Here is a 19,520-nt window from a genome sequence, read left to right on the forward strand (position 1 = left end):
TTTTAAAGTTTAGAGAAGAGGAGAGAGTAACATATATGGATAATAAACTTACTCATTTCGATAATAAAGGAAATGCAGTTATGGTAGATGTAAGCAATAAAAATGAAACTGAAAGAATAGCTATTGCAACAGGAACTGTAAAGGCATCAAGTGAAACTATAGAATTAATAAAATCAGGTCAAATAGGAAAGGGAGATGTTTTAGGTGTTGCTAGAGTTGCAGGTATAATGGCAATGAAAAATACTAGTAATTTAATACCTATGTGTCATCCTGTTATGATTACAGGATCTAGTATTGATTTTGAAATTGATTCTGAAAAAAATGAAATAAGGATAACAGCTACTTCAAAGGTAGTTCATAAAACAGGAGTTGAAATGGAGGCTCTTACAGGAGTATCTATTGCAGCCCTTACTATTTATGATATGTGCAAAGCTGTAGATAAAAGAATGGTTATAGGAGATATACACCTAGTAAAAAAACTAGGTGGAAAAAGTGGAGAATTTAATTTTTAAATTATTCATGTGAAAAAGTGAGTTAGAGTTTAGTCTCTAACTCTTTTTTTATTATAAATATAAGTATATAAATTATATATTTTATGGACTTTCTATTGTTATTAAACTTTTTTAATATTTGTAATTGAAATTTATACAGTAAAACTAAATATTTTCAACTTTTCCCAAAACACATAAAATGATAAGATTTTATTGTAAGAAACGTTTACAACAAAAGGGGGAAGAAGTGTGAAGAGTAAAGCTAAAAAGCTTCCAAAAGAGAAGCTTACAATGAAAGATAGAATGAAACGTTTTAGAAACAATAAAGAATTATTACTACTTACTATACCAGGGGCAATATGGTTTTTAGTATTTGCTTACTTACCAATGTTTGGAGTAATTGTAGCATTCAAAAGATGGAGAATCCATGGAGGCTTCTTTGAAAGTTTAATGAATAGTAAATGGGTTGGATTTGATAACTTTAAATTCCTATTCCAAAGTAGTGATGCTTGGCTAATAACTAAAAATACAGTTTTATATAATATTGTATTTATAATTTTAGGAATAGTACTTCCAGTAACATTAGCAATTTTATTAAATGAATTATTAAATAAAAAGTTAGCTAAGTTCTATCAAAGTAGTATGTTCTTACCTTATTTCTTATCATGGGTTGTTGTAAGTTATTGTTTATATGCATTCTTAAGCCCAGAAAAAGGATATGTTAATGGTATTTTACAATCTATGGGTGGAAAAGGAATTTCATGGTATACAGAGCCAAAATATTGGCCATTTATCATAATTTTCATGAGTCAATGGAAAGCAGTTGGATACGGAACAGTTGTTTATTTAGCTTCAATATGTGGTATAGATAAGAGTTACTATGAAGCAGCAATGATAGATGGAGCAAGTAAGTTCCAACAAATAAAATATATAACAGTTCCATTATTAAAACCTGTAATGATCATAATGTTCATAACTTCAATTGGTGGTATGTTCAGAGGAGACTTAGGTCTATTCTATCAATTACCAAAGGATTCAGGTGCTTTATATCCAGTAACAAACGTAATCGATACTTATGTATATAGAGGTCTTATGAACTTAGGAGATATTGGTATGAGTTCTGCAGCAAGTTTATATCAATCATTTGTAGGATTAATACTTATAGTAACTTCTAACGCTATAGTAAGAAAAGTAGATGAAGAAAACGCATTCTTCTAAAAAAGGTGGTGTAATGTGTGTTAGAAACTATTAAACAAAAAAGACTTCAGAAAAAAGCTGAACCAAAAGAAGAAGTAAACAAGTTTAATGCTGTCTCAAAAAAGAGTAACTTTTTATTAAATGTTTTATTCGCAATATTAGCTTTCTTAGCAATAATGCCCTTCGTATTTGTTATAGCTATATCATTAACAAATGAGCAATCATTACAATTAAATGGATATAGATTCATACCAGAAGAGTGGAGCTTAGAAGCTTATAAATATATATTCTCATCTGGTAGCCAGATTTTAACATCATATGGGGTTACAATTACTGTTACAATTGTAGGTACTTTAATTGGACTAGCTATAATGTCAATGTATGGATATGCTTTATCAAGAAAGAGCTTTGCTTACAGAAAGTTCTTTACTAAAGTAATATTTGTACCAATGTTATTCTCAGGTGGTATGGTTGCTTCATACCTAGTAGTTACAAGATTTTTAGGATTAAAGAATACAATATGGGCTCTTATACTTCCAATGTGTGTAAGTTCATTCCATATAATTATTTTAAGAACATTCTTTAAGACATCAGTACCAGACGCTATTATAGAATCAGCTAAAATAGATGGAGCATCAGAGTGGAGATTATTCTTAAGAATAGTATTACCAATCTCTCTTCCTGGTATAGCAACAATAGGATTATTCTTAACTTTAGGATACTGGAATGACTGGTTCAACGCTATGTTATATATTGATGAACCAAACTTAATACCATTACAGTACTTATTAATAAGACTTGAAAACTCAATGGAGTTCTTAGCAAATAATGCAACATCACTTGGTGCAAATGCTATAGAAGCTACTAAGAGTATGCCAAAGGATACTGCTAAGATGGCTATAGTTGTTATTTCAACTTTACCAATTATATTTGCTTATCCATTCTTCCAAAGATACTTTGTAAATGGATTAACAATTGGAGCAGTTAAAGAGTAATTAAATAGAATAATATGACTGTGTCAAGGCACTTAAATAAAACTTATAAATATATTTCGAGAATTACTGGACTTAGCTAAGAATTTATAGCAATCATTCCGAGATATTTACTAAAGCTTCGAAACTAGCTTCGCGTCGAACAATCTCAGCTTCTTAACGTAAATATCTCTCCATGATTGCTTAAATTCTAAAGCACATCCAGATATTCTCTCCATATTATTTATAAGTTTTATTATTTAAGCTTATGATACAGTCTTTTTTTAAAAGATAGAGATATGAAATAATTAAAATGAGGAGAAAATTAGTATGAGATTTATATCAGAAAGAATAAGAAAGACTTATGAAGAAATAGGAAGATATGTTTATTCTAATACTTTAAACATAGATAATTATAAATTTATAGCAGGAAAGTATGATAATATAGATGAAATAAAAAATGCACCTGAAGAAGGATGGATAGATTTTAAAACAGGGGATCTTTGGGGAGAGGAAAGCCATGGATGGTTTAAAACTTCTGTTAAGGTTCCAGAGGAATTTGCAGGACAAACTATTGCTTTAAGCTTTCATACTTTTTTAGGAGATTGGGATAATACTACAAATCCACAGTTTATCCTTTATGTAAATGGAGAACATATTCAAGGGTTAGATGTAAATCATCAGGAAACAATATTAACTCATAATGCTGTGGCAGGAGAAGTTTATAATATAGACTTGCATGCACATATAGGAAGAATTGAGGGCAAAAAATCAACTTTACATGGTAAGCTAGTAACAATAGATGAAGAAGCTAGAAAATTATACTTTAATTTAAGTGTTCCTCATATAGTAGCAACTAAATTACATGAGGAAGATAAGAGAAGAATAGATATGTTAACTGTGTTAAATGACACAATAAACTTAATTGATTTAAGAAGACCATTTACTAAAGAGTACAATGAAAGTTTAAAAATTGCTAATAAATATATAGAAGAAAATTTCTATGATAAAATGTGTGGACATGAAGATATGGTAGCTACTTGTGTTGGTCATACTCATATAGATGTGGCTTGGCTTTGGACTGTAGCTCAAACAAGAGAAAAGGTTGCAAGAAGTTTCTCAACGGTATTAAAGCTTATGGAGGAATATCCAGAATACATATTCATGTCTTCTCAACCTCAGCTTTATAAATTCTTAAAAGAAGATCATCCAAAGGTTTATGAGAAAGTTAAAGAAAAAGTAAGAGAAGGGGTTTGGGAACCAGAAGGAGCAATGTGGCTTGAAGCTGATTGTAATGTAACTTCAGGAGAATCCTTAATAAGACAAATATTACATGGAAAAAGATTCTTTAAAGAAGAATTTAATGTGGATAATGAAATTCTTTGGCTTCCAGATGTTTTTGGATATTCAGCAGCACTTCCTCAAATATTAAAAAAATCTGATGTTAATTATTTTATGACAACTAAGATTTCATGGAATCAAATTAATAAAATGCCTTATGATACTTTTATGTGGAAAGGAATAGATGGAACAGAAATATTAACTCATTTTATAACTACAACTTACCCAGATCAAGATCCATTTAAGGAAACTATGACAACATACTGTGGAAATATTCATCCAGGTTCAATAATGGGAGCATGGAATAGATATCAGCAAAAAAATATAAATAATGATGTTTTAGTTGCCTTTGGATTTGGAGATGGTGGCGGTGGTGCTACTTATGAAATGCTTGAAAATGGAAAGAGACTTTCTAAGGGAATACCAGGAGCACCTAAGGTTAAAATAGGTAAGGCTAAGGATTACTTTAAGAAATTAGAGGAAACTGTAAAAGATAATAATAAACTTCCAAAGTGGGTTGGAGAATTATATCTTGAATATCATAGAGGAACTTATACTTCAATGGGAAGAAATAAGAGAGATAATAGAGTATGTGAAAATCTATATACTTCAGCAGAGAAATTTAACTCAATGGCTATGTTGTTAGGAAAAAACTATCCTTTAGCTGATTTAAATGCTGCTTGGGAAACAATACTTTTAAATCAATTCCATGATATTTTACCAGGTTCATCAATTAAAGAGGTTTATGATGTAACTAAGGAAGAATATAAAGATTTAATTGAAAAAGGAAATAACTTTGTAGGTTCAGCTTTAGATAATATAACATCAGAAATAAACTTAAAGGAAAGAAGTGTTATTGTATTTAACTCTCTAGGATTTGAAAGAGATGATATAGCTACTTTTGATGTTCCAGAAGATATAGAAAATCCATCTGTATTAGATGGAGAGGAAGAAATTATTTGTCAAAGAATAGATGATGGGGAAAAAGCAATTTTCTTTGCTAAAGGAATACCTGCAAATGGATATAAGAGCTTTAAAATAATAGAATCTACCAATAAAGAAGTAGAGAATGTATCTCTAAGTGAAAAAGAAGCTGAAAATGACTTCTTAAGAATTAAATTCAATGAAGAAGGAAATATAGTTTCATTATTTGATAAGAGAGCAGAAAGAGAAGTATTAAAAGAAGGAACTTTAGGAAATAGGATTCAAGCTTTTGAAGATAAGCCTATGGAATATAGCAACTGGGATATAGATATATACTACAAAGAAAAAATGTGGAATGTTGATGATGTTCAAAGCATTGAAGTTGTGGAAGAAGGCCCAGTAAGAAGCACATTAAGAATTGAAAGAAAATTCTTAGAGTCTACTATAGTTCAAAATATTTATGTTTATAAAGATTTAGATAGAATAGATTTTAATTCATATGTTGATTGGAAAGAACATGAAGTATTATTAAAAACTTCATTCCCAATAGATTTAAATGCTACAGAGGCTACTTATGAAATTCAGTATGGTAATGTTAAGAGACCAACTCATAGTAATACATCATGGGATGAAGCTAGATTTGAAGTTTGTGGACAAAAATGGGCTGACCTTTCAGAGGGAGACTTTGGGATATCCTTATTAAATAATTGTAAGTATGGTCATGATATACAAGATGGAGATATGAGACTTACTTTATTAAAATCAGGAACACATCCATGGACTGAAACAGATCAAGAGGAGCATTTCTTTACTTATTCTATTTATCCTCATATGGGTACATGGAAAGATGCTCATACAGTTCAAAAGGCTTATGAATTAAATCAACCTTTATATACAAAGGTTTGTGAAAAACACGAGGGAATATTAGAGGATACTTTAGGCTTAGTAAAAGTGAATAAAGATAATATAATGATTGAGGTTATTAAAAAAGCTGAAGATACAGATCATTTAATAATTAGAATGTATGAATTCTTTAATAGTAGAACTAAGTCTACTTTAGAATTCTCAAGGGAAATAGAAGAAGCCTTTGAATGTAACTTGATGGAGAGAAACTTAGAAGAAGCTAAATTTGAAGGAGAAAAAATAGAGTTTACTATAAATCCATTTGAAATAAAAACATTTAAAGTTAAATTAAAATAATAAAAAAAGAGGCTATATCAAATTGAAGTAAGTTCACTTTTGATATAGCCTTTTTCTATGTTTATTTTTATAGCTTAAAGCCTAAGTAAATTTCAAATACAGCGATTATAATAAAGTAAACCCCTATTATAAATGGTGTAGCTATTAAGAATGAAATTGGCTCAAATAATATTAATAAGCCTAAGATTATTAATAATATAGAGTAAAGTGTTGTGGCATTAAAACCAAAGCTTTTATAAGTAAACTCACCAACAAGTAAGAATATACCGTTAACTAATGCCCAAGAACCATAGAATATAACTAATACGTCAATACTTTCTAGTGGAACAAAACATAGCATTAAACCAAATAATACTGATATTATACCTGTAAAAATATATAAGCCTTTTCTTGAAGATTTAAAAGCTTTAATTATTGTAAATATACCTGAACCAATTATTAATATACCTGCTACTATTGTGAAATATAGTAATGAGTCCATTGGTTTAATAAAGAATAAGATACCTACAATTGCCATTAGAATTCCTTCTAATATACAAAATATTTGTGCACTTTTTTCCATTTAAATCACTCCTTAATTTTTTAAAAAGTTTGTTATATAGAAATTTAAGAAATATTACTATAAGTAAATAATAACATTTGTTTAAAAAATGTTCATATTTTAAATTTAACATATATTTTTTTATTGGCATATAAATTTGATACTTTTCAATTGAAGCAATAAAAAAAGTAATAATATTTTTAATGAAAAGGTATTTATTAGAAAAAGTATGAAATGTTTTAGGGGAGATAATAAAGTATATAATTTCATTAAATTTATAAATAGAGAATGTCAAATAAATATAAAAAAACTCCACTATGAAAATGTTTAGATGGGCTATATAATAAACTTGTAAACGATATTAAGGGATTTGAAAAACAAAGGTTTAATAGGGAGGAAAACGTAATGTTAAAATTCAAGAAACTAATAGCTTTAACAGCTTGTGCAATGTTAACTACTTCCGTTGCATTAACTGGATGTGGAGCAGACAAAACAGCAAATGCTGGAGAGGGAGAAACAGTAAAACTTACTTGGTATACAATTGGACAAACACCAAAAGATTTAGACATGGTTCAAGAAAAAGCTAATGAATATTTAAAAGAAAAGATCAATGCTACTATTGATATGAAATTTATTGATTACGGTGATTACACTCAAAAAATGGGAGTTATAATAAATTCAGGAGAACCATATGACTTAGCATTTACTTGTTCATGGGCTAACCCATATTTAGAAAATGCTAGAAAAGGAGCTTTCTTAGAAATAGACGAATTATTAGAAACTAAAGGTAAAGAAATGAAGTCTGTTATAGATGAAAGATTCTGGGAAGGTGCTAAAATAGATGGTAAAACATATGCAGTTCCAAACCAAAAGGAAATAGGAGTTGCACCTATGTGGGTATTCACTAAGGAATATGTTGATAAATACAATATACCATATCAAGATATCCATACTTTAGAAGATTTAGAGCCATGGTTAAAGGTTATTCATGAAAATGAGCCAGATGTTACACCTTTATACATAACAAAAGGATTCTCAGCACCAGCTTACTTCGATCAATTAGTTGATCCAGTAGGAGTTGAGTATGGAGATGAAAGCTTAAAGATTAAAAATATGTTTGAAACAGATAAAATGAAGGGTGAATTAGAAACTTTACAAAAGTACTATGATGCTGGATATATAAATGCTGACTCAGCTACAGCTAAGGATGATAAAGCAGTTAAGAGATTTGTAACTAAAGCTGATGGACAACCTTATGCTGATGGATTATGGTCAAAGGATTTAGGATATGAGGTAGTTTCATCACCAATAATGGAAACTCATATTACTAATGGTTCAACTACAGGATCAATGATAGCTATTTCTAAAACTTCAGAGCATCCAGAAAAAGCTATGGAATTCTTAAACTTATTAAACACTGACGTATATTTAAGAAACTTACTTAACTATGGTATAGAAGATGTTCACTATGAAAAAACTGGTGATACTCAAATAAAATTAACTGATAAAGCTAAAGACTACTCAGTTGGATACTATACTTTAGGTAACTTATTCATAACTTATACTTTAGATAACGAACCAGTTGATAAATGGAAAGAATTCGAAGCATTCAATGATGCATCAGTTGAATCACCTGCTTTAGGATTCAAATTTAACACTGAAAAAGTAAGTAACCAAATAGCTGCTATAAACAACGTTCTTGAAGAGTTCAAGGCAACTATATACAGTGGATCAGTTAACGAAGCTGAATATTTAGATAAAATGAACAAGAAATTAAAAGAAGTTGGAATAGATGAAGTAATTTCAGAAATGCAAAGTCAAATAGATGCATGGAAAGCTGAAAATGGAAAATAATATAATTTTAAAATAAGTGTAAACTCTATGCCAAGCATAGAGTTTACTTTTATAAAAATATAAATAAAACTTATGAAAGTATTCTTACATAATCTAAGGAGTAGATTATAAATAATATGTATAGCGGGGGATGATTTTATATGAAGAAATATGTTGTTATTGATATTGGGGGAACGAGTATAAAACATGCTTTGATGACTGAAAGTGGAGATATTTTAGAAAAAGGAAGCATGAAAACAAACGGGGATAATATAGATCTTTTTATTGAATCCATAGGAAAAGTTGTTGATTCATATAAAGAAAAAAATGAGGTTTTTGGATTAGCATGTAGTTCGCCAGGTGCTGTAGATGTTAAAACAGGATTTATAGGGGGAGGAAGTGCCATTCCTTGCATACATGGTCCAAATATAAAAGAGCTTTTAGAAAAAAGATGTGGTTTAGAGGTTTCTATAGAAAATGATGCAAATTGCGCTGGATTAGCAGAAGGATGGCTTGGATCAGCTAAAGGAGTAGAAAATTATGCATGTATTGTAATTGGTACAGGAATAGGTGGATGCATAGTTATAAATGGAAGAATTTTAAGAGGAAAGCATCTTCATGGGGGAGAATTTGGTTATATGTTTACTAGAGATAGTGAAGGATTAACAGATAGAATTTGGAGTGAAGTTTCCTCTACTAATGCTTTAGTTACAAGGGTATCTAAATTAAAAGGAATAGAAAAATCAGAACTTGATGGCAAGAAAGTTTTTGAAATGGCTGAAGATGGAGACGAGGAAGTTAATAAGGAAATAGAATCATGGTATATGGACCTTGCAAGAGGAATATACAATATTCAATATATAGTTGACCCAGAAAAAATTGTTATTGGTGGAGCTATAAGTGCTAGGGATGGATTTGATAAGAAAATAAATGAAAAACTTGCTTTACTAAAAAGTGATATAGCAACTTTAGATATAAGTGTTGAAAAATGCAAATTTCAAAATGATTCAAATTTAATAGGAGCATTATATAACTTTCTTTTTGTTAGAAAATAAATCTTATTATTTAAAGAAAAATTATATAGATAAAAAGGGGAGAATATTATGACGCAATTAAATTACAGAGAGAATTTAAATATGAAGTTTAAAGCTTATAATGGGGGATTGAGAGTTTTTAAAAATTATGAGATTAATCATAATAATATAGATATTTATTTTTCAAATATGAAAATAACTCTTACTATATTTGAAAATGATATAGTTAAAGTTTTTATTGGAGATAAATATGAAGAAAGTATTTCAACTAATGGTGTAGTAGATGATTTAGGAAAAGGTGAATTTATAGTAGAAGAGGATTCAAACTTTGTAATTATAAAGGGCACTAAAGTTTTAACCTTTGTAGATAAAAATACTACAGAGATAAGTTTCAAAGATTTAGAAGGAAATATAATAAATGAAGATTTTCAGCCAAGCTTTAAGGATGAAGAAGGAAATGTGTACATATCAAAGGTAAATGATTGTTTAGCATATTATGGACTTGGAGAAAAGGGTGGAGATTTAAATAAAAAAGGATGTTATACAGAAAACTTTAATACTGATGATCCAGAGACTGATGATGATTCCATAACTTATTATAAGACAATTCCTTTTTATGTTGCCTTAAAAGAAGAAGCTACCTATGGAATATTCTTTGATAATAGTTTTAGAAGTTATTTTGACATGGGAAAGGAAATGGGAGATAGGATTTTCTTTGGAGCCATAGGAGGACAAATTCAATATTACTTTATTCCAGGAGAAAATATTAAAGAGGTAGTTAAGAATTATACTGCTTTAACAGGGAGAATGGAGATACCACCTCTTTGGAGCTTAGGGTATCAACAATGTAGATTTAGTTATTTTAGCCAAGAGGAAGTAAGAGAATTAGTAAAAACCTTTGAAGAAAAAGATATTCCCTTAGATGTAGTTTATTTAGATATAGATTACATGGATGGATTTAGAGTTATGACTTTTAAAACTCCTAATTTTGATGATGCAGCTGGTCTTATTAGTGATTTAAAAGAAAAGGGAATAAGAACTATTACTATTATTGACCCTGGTGTTAAGGTAGATGAAGAGTACCATGTATTTAAAAGAGGTAAAGAAGGGAATCATTTTACTAAAAAGCTAGATGGAGAAATGTTTATTGGGGCAGTTTGGCCAGGTGATAGTGCTTTCCCTGATTTTTCAAATAAGGATTGTAGGGAATGGTGGAAAAGTGAACTTAAAAAATTCATAAGTGAGCATGGCATGGATGGAATTTGGAATGATATGAATGAACCTTGTGTCTTTAATAATGATCATAAAACAATGTTAGAAACCTGCCTTCATAATAGTGATAATGGAGTTATAGAACATAAGGAATTTCATAATAGATATGGCTTTGAAATGAGCAGATGTTCTAAGGAAGCGCAAGAAGAATTACATCCTAATGAAAGAGGATTTTCAATGACTAGAGCTACCTATGCTGGGGGTCAAAGATATTCCTCAGTTTGGACTGGAGATAATATGAGCCTTTGGAGCCAAATGAGAATGTCAATATCAATGAATGCTAATTTAGGAATCAGTGGATTTTCCTTTGTTGGAAATGATGTTTCAGGTTTTGGATTAGATTCAAGTGAAGAATTATTTATAAGATGGATGGAAATGGGGCCATTTATTCCTATATTCAGAAATCACTCAAATATGTACACTAGAAGACAAGAACCATGGGCTTTTGGACCAAGAGCTGAAAAAATAGCAAAGAAATCTATTGAGTTAAGATATGAGTTACTTCCATATATTTATGATTTATATTATATATCACATAAAGAAGGACTTCCTATATTTAGACCTATGATAATGGAATATGAGAAAGATATGAATCTTTTAAATATGAGAGAACAATTTATGTTAGGTGAAAATATGCTTGTTGCACCAGTATTATATGAAGGGGAAAGAAGCAAAACTGTATATTTACCAAAGGGAAGTTGGTTTAATTATTTTACAATGGAGAAATTACAAGGAGGAAAGTGGTATAAGCTTCCTTGTGAATTAGATGAAATTTTAGTTTTTGTTAAAGAAGGCGCAATAATACCAACATATAATAAGAAATTTAGAAATGTTAAAGAAAGACCAAAGAATATACTTCTTAAGGTTTTTGGAGAGAATGCTAAGGGATTCCACTATAATGATGATGGACATACTATGGAATATTTAGAGGGAAAATATACTTGTATGGACATAAAAGTTGTAGATGGAAAAGAAGAACTTAAGCTTATTAATAATGGATATAGTATAGAAGATATAGAAATTCAAATAATAAAATAATCTATAATAAATTATTTTTATATATACTCATGTTTATTTAGATAATAGGCATGAGTATTAATTTTTATTTTTTTGATAAAATTATTTTAATGTTAACATTTGAAATAAAAGTAAGTTATTGCAAGAAAATGGAAGTTGTGGAGAGTTAAATTTAGCAGATCTATCTTAATAAAGAAATTTCACTATATTGCTTTAATTTTAATAGGATGTTAAAATTAATGGGTAATATTTAACGTTAAAATAATTTATGACAAGTTTTCTATGAATTCTTTTAAAAATAGACAAGTATTTTTAAGAAAATTTATATGAAAGCTACTAAAATTTAATGATTAGGAGGGAAAAGTACATGGGTAATAGTAATGACGGAAAAAAACTTATGTGGTATAACCTTGGTTTAATGGCCTTTGTATCAGTTTGGGGCTTTGGTAACGTAGTAAACAACTTCGCAACTCAAGGGTTAACCGTAGTAACTTCATGGATATTAATAATAGCTTTATATTTCGTACCATATGCACTTATGGTTGGAGAATTAGGCTCAACTTTTAGAGATAGTAAAGGTGGAGTAAGTTCATGGATAGGTAAAACAATGGGACCTACATTAGCTTACTTAGCAGGTTGGACTTATTGGGTGGTACATGTGCCTTATTTAGCGCAAAAACCACAAGCAGTACTTGTTTCATTAGGATGGGCAGTATTCCAAGATGGAAGCACTATAAAAGGTATAGATTCTAAAATTATTCAATTAGTATGTTTAGTAGTATTTTTATTCTTTGTATGGATTGCTTCAAGAGGAGTAAATTCATTAGGAAAAATAGGTACAATAGCAGGAACAGCAATGTTTGTTATGTCTATTCTTTATATAATACTTATGTTAACAGCACCTGCTATTACAGGAACTTCTATAGCAAGTCCAAATATGACTTCTATAAAAACCTATATACCGAAATTTGATTTTGCCTATTTTACTACTATAGCTATGTTAGTATTCTCAGTTGGAGGAGCTGAAAAGATATCTCCATATGTTAATAATATGAAAGATTCTAAAAAAGGTTTCTCAAAAGGTATGATAGCCTTAGCTATAATGGTTGCAGTTACAGCACTTCTTGGATCAGTAGCAATGGGAATGATGTTTGATGCAAATAATGTTCCTGATGACTTAATGTTAAATGGTGCTTACTATGCATTCCAAAAGTTAGGTAACTATTATGGAATAGGAAATTCTTTATTAATATTATATGCATTAGCAAACTTTGCAGCTCAAGTTTCAGCATTAGTATTCTCAATAGATGCTCCATTAAAAGTTTTATTATCAGATACTGATGCAAGATATGTTCCAATAGCATTAACTAAGACTAATAAGAATGGGGCTCCAATAAACGGATATATAATGACTTCTATTTTAGTTGGAATATTAATAATAGTTCCAGCTTTAGGAATTGGAAACTTCAATGCTTTATTTACTTGGTTATTAAAATTAAATGCTGTTGTTATGCCAATGAGATATTTATGGGTATTCTTAGCTTACATAATGTTAAGAAAAGCTATAAAAGGAAAGTTCAAATCAGAGTACAAATTTGTTAAAAATGATAAATTTGCAATGTTAATAGGTACTTGGTGTTTTGTATTTACAGCATTTGCTTGTATCTTAGGTATGTTCCCAACAGATGTTAAAGCATTCTCAGGAGAATGGATTTTCAGAGTAGGAATGAATATTGGTACACCTTTAGTATTAATAGGATTAGGTTTAATCTTACCTAAGATAGCTAAGAGAACTAACGGACAAGCATACGATGATGCAGTAAGAGAAGCTACAGCAACAAAGTTAGAACTTAATTAGTAAAAAAAGGCACTCTATAGAGTGTCTTTTTTTTATACAATTATATAATTATATTTGGTGATTTTATTAGATTAATTATAATGACAAAATATATGAAATATGATAATATGATAATTACAATATATTTTGATAATCAAACAAAATATTGTCAGAGATTAAAAAGAATAGATAAAGGGCTAAAGAAAATATGAGCCTTTAAAAATAATAAATGGAAAAGAAGAAGGGAGAGAAATCTTAATGATAGTAGAACCAAAGTTTAGAGGATTTATATGTACTACATCACATCCTACAGGTTGCAAAAAAAATGTTGAGAATCAAATAGAGTACGTAAAAGAAAATGGAAAGATAGAGGGAGCTAAAAGAGTACTTGTATTAGGGGCTTCCACTGGATATGGATTAGCAAGTGCTATTGTGGCTTCAGAAGCATGTGATGCGGAAGTTTTAGGTGTTTCATTTGAGAGAGAGGCAAAAGGGAAAAGAACAGCTTCAGCAGGTTGGTATAACATAGAATCATTAAAGAAATTTTCAGAAGGTGAAGGAAAGAAATTCATATCAGTAAATGGAGATGCTTTTTCTAATGAAGTTAAAAATGAAGTTATAGATTTAATAAAAGAAAATATGGGAAAAGTAGATTTAGTTATATATTCCTTAGCAGCTCCAAAGAGAAAGGATCCTGTTTCAGGAGAAGTTTATAGTTCTTGTTTAAAAACTGTAGGAGCTCCATTTACTAGTAAAACTTTAGATTTCCACACAGGAGAAATACAGGATATTACTATTAATCCAGCTACAGAGGAGGAAATAGAAGGTACTAGAAAAGTAATGGGTGGAGAAGACTGGATGCTATGGATTGAAGCATTAAAAGAAGCTGATGTTTTAGAAAAGGGCATTAAAACAATAGCTTATTCATATATTGGACCAGAAGTTACCTATCCAATATACAGAGAAGGAACTATAGGAAGAGCTAAAAATGATTTAGAAAAAACTGCAGGAGAGATAACTAAGGTTTTAAAATCATTAGATGGAGAAGGATATATATCTGTAAATAAAGCTTTAGTAACACAAGCTAGTTCAGCTATTCCAATAGTATCTTTATATATTTCAATTCTTTATAAAGTTATGAAAGAAAAAGGTACTCATGAGGGTTGCATTGAGCAAATATACAGAATGTTTAAAGAGCTTTACGAAGGAAACTTAAATTTAGACTCAGAAAATAGAATTAGAATAGATGATTTAGAGATGGCTGAGGATGTACAAAAGGCTATTGAAGAAATATGGCCACAAATAACTAGTGAGAATGTTTTTGAATTAAGTGATGCAGAAGATTTTAAAAAGGAATTTTTCAAGTTATTTGGATTTGGTTTAGAGGGAGTAGATTACTCAGAGGATGTTGATATAACAACAGTTTAATACAAAAATATTATTTAAATAATTTTAAAAAATATGAAAAGGTCATACTTTAGTTAATTTACTAGAGTAAGGCCTTTTATATTTTATTTAAAGTTAATTTATTTAAGAATTTATAGTTGCTTTTTGTATGGCAATGTATTTTTATATTTTGAATAAAACTTAATTGTATCTAAAAAATAATAAATAGTGATAATATAATGATTATTATTCCTGCAATTAAGTTACTGTTTTTTGAAATATTTTTACTTTTTATTGTTTTTGATAAATAGAAGCCTAAGGAGATAAATATCAATGAAATAATAAAGGTTGATATTGTTGTAAAGGCAATATTAAGTCCAGAGATGCTGGCACCTATTCCTAAACCAAAGTTGTTTAAAGCTAAGGCCAAGGATAAAGCTAGGGATTCTTTAAAATCAATATTACCAGACTTATCTTTATCTGCAACTTCTGGATTTTCTAATATAAAGGTGGGAGAGGAATTATTCTCACTATTATGTGAGGTTAGGATTTTTTTCTCTTTGAAATAAGAATATATAGAATAAAAACCTAATAAAAGAAGAACTAAACCACCTATAATATCTCCTAATTTAACAGGAATTAAATCCACTAAAAATTTTCCAAGTATCATTGAAATAAAAGTTCCTAAAGCAGATATGGATGCTATGACAAGGGTACTTGAAAAATTTATTTTTATGTCTTTTAAACCATATGCTAAAGAAACAACAAGTATATCTAAACTTGCAGCAATTACAAAAAGAAGTATACTTAAAAAGCTCACTTTTTCTGCCTCCAAAATTTTACTGTTAATTCCAATATATTTTATTAATATATAAATTGTGACAATTTTGGAGGGGTAGTAAGTTTAAGGCTGAGAAATATAATAAGATAATTCCTTAGGGGGAAACTCTATTTTTTTTACTAACTTTGTTAAATAAACTTTAGCTTTTTCATATTCTTTTTCATTAATGAGCTTTTTAAAATATAGGCTTTCCCTATTACTTATGTGATCTTTTAAAATATTAAAAGCTAGTTCTAAAGAGTATTTAAATCCTATTATATCTTTAGGAGATAGTAATAAGTTATCTAAATAATTATAAAATTCTATTAAACCTTTAGAAAAGGAGTTAAGATTTTTCTGAAAGTCTTTATCGTATTGAAGCAAAAGTAATTTATAATTTTCTATCTCTTCCCTATAAGCTTTAGAGTTTAATGTTTTATTTATTTCTTTTAAGGAGTTTATACACTTAATTGCAGAAACATCCTTATCCTTAACCTCTAACATTATGTCAGGAGAAAACTCTTTAACCTCCTCATAATATTCTAAAAAACTATTTATAGAAATTGAAGGAGAGTGGGACCCTTTCTTTTTAAAAATATCCTGCTCACTATAATGTACTTTCATATTTCCATCTAACTCTTTATTCCATGTTTTAATAATAAGTGAGTAAATTTCTTTTAAACTATAGGAATTATCCCCATAGCATATATTATGTAAATTATCAAATATAACAGGAATGTTTAATTTACTAGAAATATCTAATACATCATCTAGAGAAAAATTTCTCTCATCATTTTCTATGACTAATCGCTTTTTAGAAGAATCTGAAAGTTTCTTAAATCCCTTTAAAAAGTTTTCCTTTGCTAATTTTTTATCTCCATATACCCCTCCTATATGAAGTATTATTTTATTTTTATAATCTACATTTAAGGAGTCTAAAAACTCACAGTGATACTCAATATCCTTTATAGATTTGTATAATACATCCTCTTTAGGGGTGTTTATTACTGTATATTGACCAGGATGCATAGAAACTCTAATTTTATTATTTTTAATAAAAGTTCCTATGGTTTCTAATTCATATTTAAATTCTTTTTGCCAGCTTATATTATTTATTTCATGGGAACCTAAGGGGATAATGTCTGAGCCTATTCTAAATAAGTAAATATTATTTTTAATATTCCATTCTAATATTTTTTGTAAATCATCTAAATTTTGCTTTGTAATAGAAAGGAATTTATCCTTAGAAAAATCCTTTAGTAATATTCTACGATTTGTTCTAGCATTTGTAGTTATTGGAGTACAAGCATATCCTATTTTCATATATAATCAATCCTTTTCAAAATATTAATTATATATTTTGCATTTAAATAAAAAATAAAACAAAAAGTTTTAGAAACGTATTAACTTTTAAGTATTACTTTAATAATTAAATATAAAGAATTATTATAATATAGATAGTAAAATTATTCTAAATTAACAAAATATAAAACTACAGTAATCATTGCTTTTATTTATAAATTAATAAATTTGTAATAATTCATAAGGGGGTTATATGGCAAAATTATATTATGAAAAAAGATATATTTAGATTTAAGGATATATAAGAAGTTTGTAAATTTGGTTTATTGTAATTAAATATATAAATTTAAATTAAATCTAAAGGACAGTGATGTTAATGTAACTATAGGGTATATGAAAATCTTTGTAAAAGGTTTAAAAGATGGGGTGAAGTTTTAGACTTAGATTAATACACTGAAGAACATGACGATTATATGGTTAGTAAAACACTATTAATTAAATGCTAATAAGAAAGAAATTTAAAAATTTCTTAGGAAAATTCAAGAGGAACCTTTATTAAATAATGGTTGTTTACAATAAAAAGATTATTTCAAAAAATATGGAACTAAATTTTTAGAGGTTTAAAACATATAAAATAGATGAATAGTAATATTTTAAGTTTTGGTGCAATTGATTCATAAAATATATTTTGTTTTATGAATCAATTGCTATGAAAATTTTACGATGATATTTATTCTAAATTGATGATTTTATTCCATTTATCATGTTTTTTTGATAATTTATTAAAAAATAACAAAAAAATATATTTTACAAAATATATAAACAACTGTTATAATGTCAGAGGTTAATTTAAATTATAGGAGTGGAATTTATGGAAAAGTATATATTTTGGGTAACAGCTATTTTTCAAATAGGCGTATTTGCTCTAATGCTATACTATTTATTCATAGCGTTATTTGGATTCTATAAGAAAAAAGATACAAAGACTTTTGAGCCTCAAAAGAAATTTGCAATGCTTGTAGCAGCCCATAATGAAGAAGTAGTTATAGAAAATCTAGTTGAAAGTTTAAAACATTTAGATTATCCAAAAGAATTATATGATATATTTGTTATTGCAGATAACTGTACTGATAATACTGCTAAGATTGCAAGAGCAGCAGGGGCAAATGTATTTGAAAGATTTAATAAAGAGAAGAGAGGTAAGGGTTTCGCATTAGAATGGATGTTTGATAAAATATTCAAAATGGATACTCATTACGATGGAATAGCAGTTTTTGATGCCGATAACTTAGTTGATAAGAATTTCTTAAAAGAAATGAACAATAAAATGTGTGAAGGATTTAAGGTTGTTCAAGGATATATAGATTCTAAGAATCCACAAGATTCATGGATAACAGAATCTTATGCCATAGCATTTACATCAGCTAATAGAATGCTTCAATTAGCTAAGAGTAATATAGGGCTATCAGCTCAAATAGGTGGAACAGGATTCGTTATAGATACTGCAACTCTTAAAAAGTTAGGATGGGGAGCTACTTGCTTAACAGAAGACTTAGAGTTTAGTTGTAAGCTTATATTAAATGGAGAAAAAGTAGGTTGGGCACATGATGCCATAATATATGATGAAAAACCATTAACTTTAAAAGCTTCATGGAACCAAAGAAAGAGATGGATGCAAGGATTTGCAGATGTTGCTACTAGATATGGAATGAAACTTTTAAAGAAATCTATAAAAGATAGAAGCTTAGTTGCTTTTGACTGTACTTTATATGTAATGCAACCATTTGTTACTTTAGCAACTGGATTAGCTGGTTTATTAACTTTTGTACAAATAAGAGCAGTAGATGGTCTTGGAATATTCGTTATAAGTTATTTATTTAATGCCACAGTATGGCAATTATTCTGTGTATTCCAATTCTTATTAACACCATTTGCTTTATTATTTGATAAAAAGATGAGCGGAAAGTTATTCGTAGTTTTAGGACTATATGCATGTAACGTATTTATACAACCATACTTAATAAATCAATTAGGTATATTAGACAATATAATGTTATTAACATTATTCAATGTGGCTTATATAGGAATATTCTTAATAGGAACATTATTATTCCTAGGAAAGAGAAATTTCCAAATATTCTATAGATATTTAATTTATCCATTATACATATTAACTTGGATACCAATAACAATCCAAGGTATAATCGATAAAGATAAAAAAGAATGGTCACATACTAAACACGTTAGACAAATCGGAATATACGAAGTTTAATTATTATAAGACATCCATTAATGGATGTCTTATATTTTTGCTGTAAAAATGATTACGAGAGTATAAAGTTGACAATATTATT

At 28.5% G+C, this 19,520-nt stretch carries 13 protein-coding genes; 10 read left to right on the forward strand and 3 right to left on the reverse strand.

The window, feature by feature from the left end; translation table 11 throughout:
- Positions 1–35 precede the first annotated feature (35 nt).
- From moaC to I6G60_RS04935, 4 genes are all read left to right on the forward strand, one after another.
- Positions 36–512, forward strand: a complete 477-nt coding sequence (gene moaC / locus I6G60_RS04920; RefSeq protein WP_003470675.1) for a cyclic pyranopterin monophosphate synthase MoaC — start codon at positions 36–38, stop codon at positions 510–512.
- A gap of 228 nt (positions 513–740) precedes the next feature.
- Entirely contained in the window at positions 741–1,709 is a 969-nt protein-coding gene (locus I6G60_RS04925) for an ABC transporter permease (RefSeq protein WP_003451252.1), read from the forward strand.
- A 17-nt stretch (positions 1,710–1,726) separates the two neighbouring features.
- Positions 1,727–2,683 carry a carbohydrate ABC transporter permease gene (locus I6G60_RS04930; protein ID WP_003451608.1) on the forward strand — a complete coding sequence of 319 codons (957 nt, stop codon included), beginning with the start codon at positions 1,727–1,729 and terminating at the stop codon, positions 2,681–2,683.
- A gap of 306 nt (positions 2,684–2,989) precedes the next feature.
- A complete protein-coding gene (locus tag I6G60_RS04935; protein WP_197925636.1) occupies positions 2,990–6,124 on the forward strand; it encodes an alpha-mannosidase in 3,135 nt (1,044 codons plus the stop codon).
- A gap of 67 nt (positions 6,125–6,191) precedes the next feature.
- Here the strand turns inward: I6G60_RS04935 and I6G60_RS04940 are convergent, their stop codons facing one another.
- Entirely contained in the window at positions 6,192–6,686 is a 495-nt protein-coding gene (locus tag I6G60_RS04940; protein ID WP_003454877.1) for an HdeD family acid-resistance protein, read from the reverse strand.
- A gap of 384 nt (positions 6,687–7,070) precedes the next feature.
- Between I6G60_RS04940 and I6G60_RS04945 the strand changes: the two genes are divergently transcribed.
- From I6G60_RS04945 to fabV, 5 genes are all read left to right on the forward strand, one after another.
- A complete protein-coding gene (locus tag I6G60_RS04945; RefSeq protein WP_003463107.1) occupies positions 7,071–8,519 on the forward strand; it encodes an ABC transporter substrate-binding protein in 1,449 nt (482 codons plus the stop codon).
- Positions 8,520–8,659: 140 nt separating this feature from the next.
- Complete coding sequence (locus I6G60_RS04950; protein ID WP_011010752.1) at positions 8,660–9,553, forward strand: ROK family protein; 894 nt, start codon at positions 8,660–8,662, stop codon at positions 9,551–9,553.
- Positions 9,554–9,601: 48 nt separating this feature from the next.
- Complete coding sequence (locus I6G60_RS04955; RefSeq protein WP_111744294.1) at positions 9,602–11,842, forward strand: glycoside hydrolase family 31 protein; 2,241 nt, start codon at positions 9,602–9,604, stop codon at positions 11,840–11,842.
- Positions 11,843–12,188: 346 nt separating this feature from the next.
- Entirely contained in the window at positions 12,189–13,679 is a 1,491-nt protein-coding gene (locus I6G60_RS04960; protein ID WP_003455010.1) for an amino acid permease, read from the forward strand.
- Between the two features lie 237 nt (positions 13,680–13,916).
- Complete coding sequence (gene fabV, locus I6G60_RS04965) at positions 13,917–15,086, forward strand: enoyl-ACP reductase FabV (protein ID WP_078234091.1); 1,170 nt, start codon at positions 13,917–13,919, stop codon at positions 15,084–15,086.
- A gap of 169 nt (positions 15,087–15,255) precedes the next feature.
- Here fabV and ytaF read toward each other — a convergent pair whose 3' ends face one another.
- Together ytaF and uvsE are read right to left on the reverse strand one after the other, a co-directional pair.
- Positions 15,256–15,864 (reverse strand): sporulation membrane protein YtaF, encoded by a 609-nt coding sequence (gene ytaF, locus I6G60_RS04970; protein ID WP_003451397.1) that lies wholly within the window; start codon positions 15,862–15,864, stop codon positions 15,256–15,258.
- Positions 15,865–15,948: 84 nt separating this feature from the next.
- Positions 15,949–17,187 (reverse strand): UV DNA damage repair endonuclease UvsE, encoded by a 1,239-nt coding sequence (gene uvsE, locus I6G60_RS04975; RefSeq protein WP_049040138.1) that lies wholly within the window; start codon positions 17,185–17,187, stop codon positions 15,949–15,951.
- Between the two features lie 850 nt (positions 17,188–18,037).
- Between uvsE and I6G60_RS04980 the strand changes: the two genes are divergently transcribed.
- Positions 18,038–19,438: a glycosyltransferase family 2 protein gene (locus I6G60_RS04980; RefSeq protein ID WP_003451106.1), complete on the forward strand. Its 1,401-nt coding sequence runs from the start codon at positions 18,038–18,040 to the stop codon at positions 19,436–19,438.
- Positions 19,439–19,520 lie beyond the last annotated feature (82 nt).

Origin of the sequence: Clostridium perfringens (genome assembly GCF_016027375.1) — a bacterium.
Taxonomy (GTDB): domain Bacteria; phylum Bacillota; class Clostridia; order Clostridiales; family Clostridiaceae; genus Sarcina; species Sarcina perfringens.

Excerpts from the sequence above, each read along its gene's own strand:
- moaC (WP_003470675.1), top strand. The coding sequence starts at position 36 with ATGGATAATAAACTTACTCATTTCGATAATAAAGGAAATGCAGTTATG.
- I6G60_RS04955 (WP_111744294.1), top strand. The coding sequence starts at position 9,602 with ATGACGCAATTAAATTACAGAGAGAATTTAAATATGAAGTTTAAAGCT.
- I6G60_RS04980 (WP_003451106.1), top strand. The coding sequence starts at position 18,038 with ATGGAAAAGTATATATTTTGGGTAACAGCTATTTTTCAAATAGGCGTA.
- I6G60_RS04945 (WP_003463107.1), top strand. The coding sequence starts at position 7,071 with ATGTTAAAATTCAAGAAACTAATAGCTTTAACAGCTTGTGCAATGTTA.
- I6G60_RS04950 (WP_011010752.1), top strand. The coding sequence starts at position 8,660 with ATGAAGAAATATGTTGTTATTGATATTGGGGGAACGAGTATAAAACAT.
- fabV (WP_078234091.1), top strand. The coding sequence starts at position 13,917 with ATGATAGTAGAACCAAAGTTTAGAGGATTTATATGTACTACATCACAT.
- I6G60_RS04940 (WP_003454877.1), bottom strand. The coding sequence starts at position 6,686 with ATGGAAAAAAGTGCACAAATATTTTGTATATTAGAAGGAATTCTAATG.
- I6G60_RS04935 (WP_197925636.1), top strand. The coding sequence starts at position 2,990 with ATGAGATTTATATCAGAAAGAATAAGAAAGACTTATGAAGAAATAGGA.
- uvsE (WP_049040138.1), bottom strand. The coding sequence starts at position 17,187 with ATGAAAATAGGATATGCTTGTACTCCAATAACTACAAATGCTAGAACA.
- I6G60_RS04960 (WP_003455010.1), top strand. The coding sequence starts at position 12,189 with ATGGGTAATAGTAATGACGGAAAAAAACTTATGTGGTATAACCTTGGT.